Source organism: Nonomuraea sp. NPDC048901, from assembly GCF_040649695.1.
In the GTDB taxonomy this organism is placed as follows: Bacteria; Actinomycetota; Actinomycetes; order Streptosporangiales; family Streptosporangiaceae; genus Nonomuraea.
In genome coordinates this window covers 92,055-103,965 of the sequence record NZ_JBEZFW010000011.1, presented here as the reverse complement: position 1 = coordinate 103,965, position 11,911 = coordinate 92,055, and the positions used below count along the sequence as shown (strand labels likewise).

Below are 11,911 nucleotides of genomic sequence, written 5' to 3'. Positions count from 1 at the left end.
CGGAAGGAGGAACGCGCGAAAGGGCCACCCGAGAACCCCCTCGGGTGGCCCTTTCGCGATCAGCGGCCGCTGCTGACCGCGTGGTACTGCAGGTCCTGCACCACGGGGGCGGCCACCACGGTCCAGGGGGAGGTGACGGTGGCCGTCGTCGCCCCGGAACGGACCACGGAGACCTTGTTGGTGCCGTTGGCCAGCGGATAGAGCTGGGCCTGCACACCCGCCTTGCCCTGGTAGGTCTTGGCCGTGCCGCCGACGGTGGCGTTCACGGTCGCGGCGCCAGTGAGGAACGACAGGATCTCGACGCTGTCCCTGGGCGTGCTGGTGCCTGAGCGGGGCGCCATCAGCTTCGTCTGGCCGCCCGTGGGCTTGGCGGCGGCGAGCTGGGTGCGGTGTGTCAGGTACACCGTGTCCCTGACGATCGCGGGGGCCGTACCGGTCTTCAGCCAGGTCAGGTAGTACGACGAGATGTCCAGATAGGACGAGTCGTTGTGCGGGGACGGGGTGAACTGGGTGCCTTCGGAGAAGTCGTTCCAGGTGGTGAGCTGGACCCAGTCCGCGCCGTTGCCAATGGAGCCCTCCCACGTGGTCCGGAGGTTCTGGGTGTTCAGAGCCTCGTCGTAGATGCTCTGGTTCGGGCGCTCGTCCTGGACGGAGACCGGCTGCATCCAGATCTTGCCGAGGTCGTGCGCCTTCTTGATGTTGCTCGCGATGCCCGACTGCCCGGCGGGGCTGCGGTTGCCCCAGTTGGAGAAGCCGTAGCTGATGGGGGCGAAGGCCGCGGCATTGGCGGAGAAGTTCAGGAACGTCGGTACGAGGGCGATCTTGATGCCGTACTTGGTGTTCATGATGTCGATGAGATCCGCCCACCAGGCCGCGGTCTTGGCCTCGGCCTTGAACGGCGACACGACGACGCGGCCGTCCGCCAGGCGATAGATCGACTTCGACGCGGCCAGTTCGGCGAGGGAGGCGGCGAGCGTCGCGGCGTCGGCCGACAACGACGTCATGTCGGGCATCGGGACGATCGTGAAGCCGGTGTCGACCGCCTCGGCCGCCTTCACGAGCAGCTTGAGCCGGGTCCAGTTGGCGCTGGACAGCGAGAGCATGTCGACGGTGAAGCCGTCGATGCCCGCCGCGGCGGCTGTCTTGACCTCGCTCTCCATGTCCTGGAGCTGGTAGTCGCCGGAGCGCACGGCGCGCGGCCGCGGGCGGTCGCGCAGCAGCCCGCCGTAGGCCGCGTGCTTGCCGCTCTCGCCGGCCGGGTTGAGGTAGTTCTTGGTGTAGTAGTCGACGCTGCTCTCCTTGTTGTCCAAGGAGACGGGGTACGGCGTGAAGTAGTGCGCGAACACCTTCTTGGCGGAGGCCCGCAGCCTGGCCTTCGCCGGCAGATCGAACGGCAGGGGTCCGGTGGCCGCGGACGTGCCGGTCTCAGTGGCAGCGCCGGTCACGGCCCTGGCTGCGGTCGTCCCGGTCACGGCCCCTGCGGTGGCGGGCGTCATGGCCCTGGCGGCGGTGGCACCCGACATGGCCAGGAGCAGGACGCCGACCGATAAGGCGACTCCTCTTCCCAACCTGACCTGCGAAATCATGCTCGTTACCCTCGACTGTCTCTCGGCTGTTCCACGAAGGATGAACTGCTTGGACCAAGCGGTCGAAGGTCATCCTGGCAGGCGGGAGCACAAAGAAAGCACAAGCTCAGAAGCGGGCCGACGTGGAGGGGGCGACGTGGGGCATGACCGACGCCGCCTGCCTACCCCTCGACGCGCGACTGGTCAGCACATGACCAACCATAAATACATTTAAGAGCGACACATGGCTGCTTTTGATCAACAAAAACGCGCTGACCCGCGTGCGCAAAGCGGGCACAGCGCGATGAAGCACACATCCTTCGCGTTCAACGGAGCACGGTGTCCATCAAAAGATTGCCGGTGTTCTGATCGAAGTTTCCGTCTAGACTAAGCGAGCAGTTGCATAATTTAGGGCTTCCCCTCATGCCGGGAGGCGAGCGTGACGACGCCCGTAACATTGATCGAGGCCCTGGCGGCGAGCACTGCACCGATACGACTGCTCCTGGTCACGCCGTCGCCTATCAACGACCCTGGGCGGCTTCACCCGGAAACCGAGCTTGCGCACGTCACTGCCGCCGTGGAGGAAGCGGGGGCGGAAGTGGACATCCTCCGCCTAATGCCGCCGACCATCGGCCGCCTTAGGCGCGCGCTGGCCAGCGATAAGTTCGACATTGTTCACGTGGCCGCTCATAGTGGCGGCGGAATCGAGTTCGAAGACGATGACGGCACGGCGATCTTGGTGGGCGAAGACGAGTTCGCCGACGCGTTTCCCAACCGTCAGCAGTGTCTGCTCGTCCTGAACGGCTGCTCGACCGAGAGCCTCGCCGACCGGCTCGCGCTGGCCAATCGCAACCTGACCACCATCTCCGTGGCCGGCAGCATCAGCAGGCGTGACGCCCTGCGCGCCATCGAGGAAATCTACGGACTCCTTTTCACCAGGACTCCGCTCAGCCAGGTGGTCAACAGCGCCTCGCAAGCCGTGCTTCGCCGCATTCCGCTGAGAAATACGGCGGATCCCATTCGAGTCCGCGGGCCACGGGAAAGCGCTCCCGCTTTCGACGCCATGCCGACCAGCGGACGTCCCACCTATTTCGCCTGCAATCCGCCGGCGAACGTGCCGACGCAGCACCGCGCGGTCGTCGATCGAGCCGACGAACTGCTCGCCCTCTATCACCGGCTCTTCGACGAAGACAGAGGAAGCCCTTACATCGGCCTTGTCGGAATCACCGGAAACGGAAAGACGACCATAGTACAGACAATGGCCAATCGCTATGGCTGGCGATTTCGTGGCGGCATCGGTTACTTCTCGCTACGGGGCAGCTTCGCGGCATCCGATCTCGCCGAGGTATTGGGCTGGCCGAAAGGGGAAGGCACCATGCGGCCCGAAGAAGTCGCCATGCGACTCTCGCGCGGCCGCTTCCTCCTCATCTTCGATGACATCGATGAGGCGCCCGAATCCGTCCTCGCCGAGGTCATAGCGCTGCTGAGCTCATGGGACACCAGCCTCGGCGGACGTGCCGTGCTCATTTCCTACTCCTATCGCGCCGAGCTGCAGAGCATCATCGGTGCGAATTGGATCACCGTGACCGGATTGCCGCAGGACGCGTCCCGCGAACTCATGGTCGCCTGTCTGGGCGGAACCGAGAGGGCGAGGAGGCTGGTGGGCGCGGATGAGCACGTTGCCGAAGCCTCTCGGCTGTGTTTCGGGCATCCGAAGACCATCGAGTACACAGCGTCTCTCCTGCAGCTCGGACAACGCTGGACGGAGATGCGGGGCGATCTCCTGAGGCTGAGCGGCGGCGGGCCGCTCGCGGTCAACAGCGAGATGCTCGGCAGGGTGATCACTCTTCTGGAGGAGCGCACTCCCGCGGTGCGCGACCTCCTCGACGCTTGGGCCGTCTTCGAGGACGGAGCCGAAGAATCAGCATGGCGGCATGTGGCGATGGGCGGCCGTGAGCTCACCCCCACCACGAGATCCCGGCTCGACGCGGCGCTCAACGAGCTTCATGGCGCCGCGTTGATCGACCGCCACGACCAGCCGGGCGGCGGCACGCGCTGCGTCATGCATTCGCTCCTCGTCGCCCATCTGCGACGCCGGCACGCGGGGCTTTCCCAAGAGAAGATGAGTGACCTCATAAGATCGCAACTCGCCCAACAGCTGGAATTGGCGAACGAGGGCAACTATCCCGCCGACGAGTCGGGCAACATCCGCAGAGCGCTGCGCGTCGCCGAAGATCTGGGGCTCTGGCAAGACATCCTGAGCTACTGCGAAACGGTGGTGGGCCACCGGGACCTCCCGTTGATCCGCAGAGGGCCTTGGCCCTTGGCTCTCGACCTGCTTGACGCCGCCATCCGGTCCGCGTCCCGGTTCGGTGATCACATGCGTCAGGCGGCCTTCCTCATCGTCCGTGGGCTGGTGGAATATCGGCTTGCCGCTTTCACGAACGCGGAAGACGCGTACACGCAGGCCGCGTTGCTGGCGAAGGAGGCGGACGCCCACGGTCTCAGGCTGCAGGCACTTCGCGGGGTAGGCCAAGTGCATTATCGGATGGGCGATTTCGATCAGGCGGAGACCGTCTATCGGGATGCGCGCCGGCTGGCCGACGACGAAGAGGCGATCTCTGACATCGATCACCAAATCGCCAAGATCCTTTATCGCAAAGACCGGCTGGATGAGGCGCGGGAGCTGTTCACCCGCGTATACGAAAACCGACTCCGCGCCGGTCATGACGGAGCCCTGGCCAAAACCATCCATGAGCGGGCGCGAATAGAACACGCCGCGCACCGGACCGACTCCGCCCGGACTCTGTACGAGGAGGCGCTGCACTTGGAGCAGTTGGCCGGAGATCCGGTGATGGAGCAGGCGACGCTGTTCCAAATGGCCAAACTCGCTCTCGAGACCGGCCGGACGGCCGACGCGGAAAGGCTGTTCACCGAGAGCCGGCAGATCTCCGAGACACTCGGTGATCAGGTGTGGCTGGTACACGCTCAGTTCGGCCAAGCGCTCCTCGACTGGGCCAACAGCGCTCGTGAAAGCGCCCGACACAAAGCGCGGGGCGCTCTGACGGAGAGCCGTGTCCTGCGGATCGGACTTACCACGGAGATCCAGAATTGGCTGGAAACCCATGAAGAAACGGAAAACAATGCCTGATATGACAGCGGCGGTCGCCGCCAAGTGGCAGAAGGCGGAGCGTTACGCCCGGGAGCAGGACAGGTTCTGCCTTGACTCGCTACAGGTCACCATGCGATCCGAACACGATGAGCGGCATATCAGCTTCGAGGCCGGCTCCTGGTCGTGCACGTGCGACTTCTTCGCAGTGCACGCCACCTGCAGCCATGTCATGGCCCTGAGTTTGATATTGCGGAAACAGGCCGGTCTACAACTGCCCGACAATCTGGAGTAGCGGCATGCCAAGAGCGATCGTCAGACTCGCTGAGCGCCCGCTGGCGACCAAATTCGGCAGCTGGCGGGAGATTCTCTACTACGACGGGGTCGCGGAGAGCGTCGCCCTGGTCCACGGCGAGGTGAGCGGCCAGGAGGAAGTGCCGTGCCGGGTCCACTCGGCCTGCATTTCCGCCCACGTGTTCAACAGCATCGAATGCGACTGCCGCGAGCAGATGGCCACCTCGCAGGCGACGATCCAGGAGCACGGGAAGGGGGTCGTGATCTGGCTCGATCAGGAGGGACGAGCCAATGGGCATTTCGCGCTGATGCTGGCCACTCAACTGTCCGCCGAGGAGGGCATCCCGCAAACCGAGGCGTACCGGAGGTTGGGCTACGGCGACGATCAGCGGCACTACGAGCAGGCGACCGCCATTCTGTACGACCTGCGGGTGACGTCCATTCGCCTGCTGACCAATAGTCCGGCCAAAGCCGGTGCCATTGCTGGAGACGGGATAAAAGTAGCGAATCTGCTGCCGGTGGCGGTCGACCTGGCACGCCATCCACAGCTACGTGATTACTACCGGGACAAGCTCAATCACGGCCACATCCTCGACATGCCCACGGGAACAGAGCGGTGAACGACCCGCCTCGGGTGCTCGTCATGGGCGACCTGTGTCTGGATACCGTCGTGGAGACCTGGCTGCCGAAAACCTGGTCCCGCGTCGCCGCCTCTGGCGAACTGTTGGCGCGTGGCCCCATAGCCGACCAGGTAGGTGGCACGGCTTACCAATTCGCCAGACGGGCCGTACAGTTCGGGCTCTCACCTACGGTCGTCGGCTCAGTAGGCGAGGATGCCGCCGGCGAGATCATCGGCGATGCGCTGGCCGCGGCGCCGTTCGAGTGCCGGGTCCAGCGCAGTACCACGGCTCCCACGGCTCGTACCCTCGTCGCCTACGACGCGTCCGGTGCGCGCCACATGTTCACGTCCTCGGTAAGTGCCAATGACGCCTTGTCGAGCGACTTCGTGCGCGCCGGCGAATCCGGGCCATGGGATCTCATCTGGATCTCGGGGCTTTGTCTTCGGTCCCGCTCCGTACCACGGTTCGCGGCGGTCGTCGGGGCTGTCGCCGAGGCCAGGCGAAGTGGCGCCCTCGTGGTGCTCGATGTGGTGCCGCACGACTTCTATCGGCTCTTCGACGCGCTGACCGAGGTCGCGGAGATTCTGGGCGGCCTGGACGGAGTGGTCACCGAAGCCAACACCGCGCGACGCATGCTGGGGCTGGGGCATCAGGGCGAGAATCAGTCAGTGACGATGCTGTCCGACACGGCCGACGCGCTGCTGAAAGTGACGTCCTTGGCTGTCGTTCGCCTCCGTGACGGCTCGAAGTATCACCAGCTGGCGGTCTCCCGCTCCAAGCTCCACGCTGCTTACTCATATCCCGTCCCCGATGGGGCTGCGCTCCTGGGCTACGGCGACTTGCTGGCAGCAGAGGCTCTGCGTGACTACCTCGAACACCGCTCGGCAGGGGGTCACGAATGACCCGGCTTCATGCGGTGCTCATCGGCGTGAACAAGTATGCCGATATAACGATCCCCGACCTGTCATACGCACGAGCGGATGCGCTCGCCTTTGCCGAATTGTTCGGGCAGGCGTTATACGCGTCCAGCGTGCAGGTGCATCCACTCGTGGACGGTCAGGCAACCCGATCGGGCATCATCGACCTTATCGGGGTACGACTGGCACAGATCGTCGACCGCCGTGACGCGGTGCTGATCTTCTTCGCCGGGCATGGCTCCCCCGAAATTCATCCCGGGGTCGATAAAGTGTCACGCTTCTTGGTCTGCCATGACACCCAGCGGCATGCGTTGCTTTCGAGCGCCATCGAGGTGCATACAGATCTGGCCCGGTTGGCCAGCCGGCTCAATGCGCGCCTCGTGGTCTTCATCCTCGATGCCTGTTTTTCCGGCTACTCCGATGGGCGTGGGATAACCGGGCCGCTGCTGGCGGAGCAGCGCCGAACTCACAGACCGCGGATCCGGCTGGAAAACCTACCGCTCGGTTCAGGCACGATCTTCCTGTCGGCCTGTGCCGACGACGAAGTCGCGCGGGAAGACGGCACCCTCGGGCACGGCGTGTTCTCCTACTACCTGCTCGAACAGCTACGCAGTCCGGGGGCGACGAACGTCATCGGTCTGGCCAGTCTGTACGACCTGGTTTTCCATCAAGTGCGTGACTATAGCAATGGCCGCCAGAACCCGGTTCTCTGGGGCGACCTCAAGGGCGCCGGTTTGCCGCGGCTACTCATTCCGGGGAGCGATCATGGGTAGGGCACTGCTCTTTACTGGCGTCAAAAAGGTCGGCAAGACGACGGCCCTGAGAAACGTCGTGACCAGACTGGCCCCCAAGAGCGTCGTCGGATTCTTCGCCACCGAGCGGCGAATAGACGGTAAGCGCGTGGGCTTCGAGATCGAGATGCTGGACGGCCGGTCAGGCCGGCTCGCGTCCATTGATTCGGACAGTGATATGCGCGTGGGGCGACTGCTCAGCCATGGACGGCTCAAGTATGGCGTGGACCTCGAATTCCTGGACGGTGTCGCCGTGCCCGCCCTGCGTGCCTCCCTGTCGAACAATCCAGGGGGAATCGTGCTGGTGGACGAGATCGGCCCCATGCAACTGTACTCGGCGGCGTTTCGGCAGGTCGTACTCGATATGCTCGAAAGCCCGTGCCTCATCCTGGGCACGGTGATGTCCCCCGCAGAGCCGTGGGTCGATGTCCTGAAGGAACATGAAGCGGTGGAGACATTCCACCTCACGCCGCAGAACAGAGACACCGTGACAGAGATGATGTGTCTCTATCTGGAGAAGCGGGTCCTGACCATGAGCGCTTCGTACGGCATGCCCCCACCACCGTCGGCGGCCTGACCGCGCGTCGAGCTGCTCTGACCTGCATATTTTCCCCGAATCGTGGCAGGGAACAGATATGACGGCTGGACCAGGCGGCTACCCCGAGGACTCGCGGTACCTGCCGATCGGAGAGCACGGGTTGATCGGCGACCTGCGCACGGTCGCGCTCGTGGGCACCAACGGCACGATCGACTGGTACTGCTGCCCCAGCTTCGACGCCCCGAGCGTGTTCGCCTCGATCCTGGACGCCGACAAGGGTGGGTCGTTCGAGCTGTACGCCGACACTCTGGCGAAGACCAAGCAGTTCTACTTCCCCGACACCAATGTCCTGATCACCCGCTTCTTCGCCGTCGACGGGGTGGGCGAGATCCAGGACTTCATGCCGGTCGAGGATGACTCCGACGATGTGGACCGGCACCGGGTGATCCGCCGGGTGGCCTGCGTCCGTGGAGCCCTCCCGTTCCGCGCCCGGGTGGCCCCCCGGTTCGACTACGCCAGGCAACCCCACACGGTCCACCAGCACGGGTCCCGGACGACGTTCGAGTCGGAGTCCCTGTCCCTCGCGCTGTCCGCCAGCGTGCCCATCGAAACCGACGGACGGGACGCCTGGGCGAGCTTCGAGCTCAAGGAGGGCGAGCACGCGGTGTTCGCCCTCGACCGGATCGGCGACGGGATCACCCCACGACCCTGCCCGATCGCGGAGGCGGAGGAGCAGTTCGCCGCCACGGTGCGGTATTGGCGGAAGTGGCTGTCCGCCTCCCGCTACCGGGGCAGGTGGCGTGAGGTCGTCCACCGTTCGGCCCTCACGCTGAAGCTGCTCACTTACGCGCCGACCGGCGGGATCGTCGCCGCGCCCACGACCAGCCTGCCCGAGCAGGTCAAGGGCGGACGTAACTGGGACTACCGCTACGTATGGGTACGCGACGCCGCGTTCTGCGTGTACGCGCTGCTCAGGCTCGGCTTCACCGAGGAGGCCGAAGCCTTCATGGGCTTCCTGTCCACGCACGTCCCGCTCACCGGTGCCGGCAGTACCGGCCCGCTGCAGATCATGTACGGCATCGACGGACGCAGCGAACTGCCCGAATCCGAGCTGAACCACCTGGAGGGCTACCGGGGATCCGCGCCGGTACGCGTGGGCAACGCCGCCGTCAACCAACTCCAGCTGGACATCTATGGAGCGCTCCTCGACTCCATTTACCTCTACAACAAATGGGGCAACCCCATCTCCAGCGACCGCTGGGAGCAGGTCTGCACGCTAATTGACTGGGTCTGCGAGAACTGGGACCAACCCGACGAAGGCATCTGGGAGACCCGCGGCGGGCGCAAGGACTTCGTCTACTCACGGCTGATGTGCTGGGTGGCCATCGAACGCGCCATGCGCATGGCCGCCCATCGAGGGCTCCCCGCCGACATACCGCGCTGGCGGCGGGCCCGCGACACGATCTACCACCAGATCATGAAGCATGGCTGGTCGACCTCGCTGCAGGCGTTCGTCCAGCACTTCGACGACGACGTCCTGGACGCGTCCATCCTGATGATGCCGCTGGCCAAGTTCGTCTCCCCCACCGATCCCAAGTGGCTGTCCACCCTCGACGCCCTCGGCAGCGGGCTGGTCTCCGACTCGCTGGTGTACCGCTACGACCCCGAAGCCAGCCCGGACGGTCTGGAGGGGCCGGAAGGCACGTTCTCGATCTGCTCGTTCTGGTACGTCGAGGCCCTGGCCCGCGCCGGCCGCGTCGACGAAGCCCGCCTGGCCTTCGAGAAGATGCTCACCTACGCCAACCACCTGGGGCTGTACGCGGAAGAGATCGGCCACACCGGCGAGCAACTCGGCAACTTCCCGCAGGCGATCACCCACCTGGCCCTCATCAGCGCCGCCTTCAACCTCGACCACGCCCTCGGCTAGCTCCATGAGGTCCACGCCGGGTCTTCCGCTCCCCGAAGGGGGTATCCCCCGCTAGGAACCCCGGCCAGCACGGAGGGGGGAGGAAGAAACCGGTCCACCTCCGACCGGCCAGAACGCGTGGTTAACCGTCGATGAACTCTGATGATCATTGACCGAGAGCACCGAGGCCGCCTCCTAGGATCTTGGCTGCGCCACCAGAGGCGCTGACCACACCGCGCTGCTTGGAGACCCCCCAGATGAACGACGAGTCCTCGGACTTCCTTGACCGGTTCGCCGCCCTGCGGGAGACCGGCGTGGCGGCGAACGGCCTCGTCAAGGCGGAGGTCGACGGCACCAGCGACCTGGTCGGGCTCGTGATCGACCCGAGGGCGATGCGGCTGTCATCGTACGAGCTGGCCGCCGCGATCAGGGTGGCGTTCAGCCAGGGGCGAGCCGCCGCCCAGGAACGCGCGGCGGCGGCCATCCCCGACGCCCTGAAGCAGGAGACGCCCGAGCTGAACGCCCTGCTTCAGGACATCAAGGCCGACGCCCACGGCAACATGAACGAGATCCTCAGCGTCGCCAACGAGCTGACCATGAGGCTGGACCGGCTGATGCGGCCGACCTGATGAGCGCACGCGTACGACCGGATCCCTGGCGGAGCGGGTGACACGAGTTACTAGCGGAGCGATGGTGACACGAGTGGAAGACAGGAACGGCGAGCTGCGGGTCGTCTTCGGCAGCCGGCTCGTCTCGGCGAGCCGGTTCGCGGACACCGCCGACCAGTTGGAGCAGTCCATGTGGGGCTCGCTCCACGGCGCCGGGCGAGCGGCGGCCACCGACGGCCCCGACCGGCCCGGCGCCCAGTTCGACGCCGAGTTCTCGGGGCTGGTCGACCTGGTGCGCGGCGCGTTCGGCGGCACCGCCGAGCGCCTGCGTGGCATCGCGTCCAAGCACGCCCTGTCGGAGGCGAACCTCACCCAGGCCGAGCAGGCCAGCACGGCGGCCGCGGGCCGGACGACTCCCCCGATCGAGGCGCTGTGACCTGGGAGTTGCCGCCCGCCCTGCGTGCGGTGCACGGTTTCGTCGCGGCCGACGCTCCCTGGCCGAAATCCGATGACATGTCGCGCCTCCAGGGGGCCGGCTCCTGGCTGGATCTCGCCTCCGCCGCCAAGGACGGCAAGGCGCAGGCGGATCCCGCCGCCGCGCACGTGCGGGCGGCCGGCAACTACAGCGGCGACATCAACGTCTTCGAGAACGAGTACAGCCTCGAGTCGAGGCGGATGGACGACGGTTCGGTGGCCACCGCGCTGGTCGGCGCCGGGACCACCGCCCTCGTGGTGTTCAAGACCGCGTGGAAATACCTGCTCGTCATCACTCTCCTGGTGCTCCTGATCTCGCTCATCCGCGGCTTCCAGCTCGGTCCGGTGCTGGGGGCGCTGTTCGGCAGGCGGCGGATCATGGAGACGCGCAAGGCCCTCGCCCTGGCTCTCGGCCAGGTGGAGCGCAACATCGCCAGGGGCGCGGTCACGTCTCTCCAGCTGGCGAGACACATGCTGGCTCGTCTCATGATCATCCCGGGCGCGCAGACGGCCCTGGCCGGAGTCAACACGCTGACGCTCAAGCCGTGGGACAACAACTCGCAGGCGCAGGAGGACACCGAGCGGGTCCTGAATGAGACCCCCGCAGGGCGGGAGGCGCTGGCCTACGCCAGGGAGCACGGCATCACCACGCTGTACCAGAGCGGCCAGAACATCCAGTGGTCCGACTACAACCGGCAGCTCAACGTCATCCGCATCGGCGGAGCCGAAACGGCCAGCTCCGAGGCGCTCGCCGGGGAGTTCGTGCGCCAGGTTCACATGGCCAAGGACCGGTGGGGCAACAGTCCGGTCGGCACGAACTTCGCCGAGTACAGCGCCGCCAGGGACAAGGAGGAGCAGGCGGCCAACCAGGAGGCGTACCGGATGGGGAGTCAGCTGGGCCACGAGCAGGCGGCCCGCGAGACCTACCTCGACGGCGGATACGGCTCCAGTTACCAGCGCCACCTGCGCGAACACGACGATGGGTGGAAGCAGGCGATCATGGGTGGACCGTTCAAGCTCTTCAACGACGGGCCCCTCGACTTCACCTGAGAGCCCCCTGACGACGGTGGGGCGGGCGGTTCGGCCCGC

The 11,911-nt window shown here is 65.8% G+C and carries 11 protein-coding genes; 10 read left to right on the top strand and 1 reads right to left on the bottom strand.

Translation table 11 applies throughout. The features are described 5' to 3' along the window. Positions 1-59: 59 nt before the first annotated feature. On the bottom strand, positions 60-1,586 hold the full coding sequence (locus AB0C30_RS34225) for a glycoside hydrolase family 71 protein (RefSeq protein WP_357952267.1): 1,527 nt from the start codon (positions 1,584-1,586) through the stop codon (positions 60-62). Positions 1,587-2,004: 418 nt separating this feature from the next. Here AB0C30_RS34225 and AB0C30_RS34220 point away from each other — a divergent pair, with 418 nt between their 5' ends. The 10 genes from AB0C30_RS34220 to AB0C30_RS34175 all read left to right on the top strand — a co-directional run bounded on the left by AB0C30_RS34220 (position 2,005) and on the right by AB0C30_RS34175 (position 11,872). After that, the gene (locus tag AB0C30_RS34220; protein WP_357952266.1) at positions 2,005-4,716 is read left to right on the top strand and encodes a tetratricopeptide repeat protein; all 2,712 of its coding nucleotides are present in this window, start codon (positions 2,005-2,007) and stop codon (positions 4,714-4,716) included. A 1-nt stretch (position 4,717) separates the two neighbouring features. Next, the gene (locus AB0C30_RS34215) at positions 4,718-4,969 is read left to right on the top strand and encodes an SWIM zinc finger family protein (RefSeq protein ID WP_357952265.1); all 252 of its coding nucleotides are present in this window, start codon (positions 4,718-4,720) and stop codon (positions 4,967-4,969) included. A gap of 4 nt (positions 4,970-4,973) precedes the next feature. Then, entirely contained in the window at positions 4,974-5,588 is a 615-nt protein-coding gene (locus AB0C30_RS34210; protein WP_357952264.1) for a hypothetical protein, read from the top strand. Continuing rightward, positions 5,585-6,490 carry a hypothetical protein gene (locus AB0C30_RS34205; protein WP_357952263.1) on the top strand — a complete coding sequence of 302 codons (906 nt, stop codon included), beginning with the start codon at positions 5,585-5,587 and terminating at the stop codon, positions 6,488-6,490. The genes AB0C30_RS34210 and AB0C30_RS34205 overlap by 4 nt, the downstream gene beginning before the upstream one ends. Then, complete coding sequence (locus AB0C30_RS34200; protein WP_357952262.1) at positions 6,487-7,278, top strand: caspase family protein; 792 nt, start codon at positions 6,487-6,489, stop codon at positions 7,276-7,278. Before AB0C30_RS34205 ends, AB0C30_RS34200 begins: the two co-directional genes overlap by 4 nt. Then, the gene (locus tag AB0C30_RS34195) at positions 7,271-7,873 is read left to right on the top strand and encodes a nucleoside-triphosphatase (RefSeq protein ID WP_357952261.1); all 603 of its coding nucleotides are present in this window, start codon (positions 7,271-7,273) and stop codon (positions 7,871-7,873) included. The genes AB0C30_RS34200 and AB0C30_RS34195 overlap by 8 nt, the downstream gene beginning before the upstream one ends. Before the next feature lie 58 nt (positions 7,874-7,931). Beyond that, positions 7,932-9,761, top strand: coding sequence for a glycoside hydrolase family 15 protein (locus AB0C30_RS34190; RefSeq protein ID WP_357952260.1), 1,830 nt, complete (start codon positions 7,932-7,934; stop codon positions 9,759-9,761). 236 nt (positions 9,762-9,997) lie between these two features. Further along, the gene (locus tag AB0C30_RS34185) at positions 9,998-10,369 is read left to right on the top strand and encodes a YbaB/EbfC family nucleoid-associated protein (RefSeq protein ID WP_357952259.1); all 372 of its coding nucleotides are present in this window, start codon (positions 9,998-10,000) and stop codon (positions 10,367-10,369) included. Between the two features lie 73 nt (positions 10,370-10,442). Then, complete coding sequence (locus tag AB0C30_RS34180; protein WP_357952258.1) at positions 10,443-10,784, top strand: hypothetical protein; 342 nt, start codon at positions 10,443-10,445, stop codon at positions 10,782-10,784. Further along, positions 10,781-11,872 carry a hypothetical protein gene (locus AB0C30_RS34175; RefSeq protein ID WP_357952257.1) on the top strand — a complete coding sequence of 364 codons (1,092 nt, stop codon included), beginning with the start codon at positions 10,781-10,783 and terminating at the stop codon, positions 11,870-11,872. Before AB0C30_RS34180 ends, AB0C30_RS34175 begins: the two co-directional genes overlap by 4 nt. Positions 11,873-11,911 lie beyond the last annotated feature (39 nt).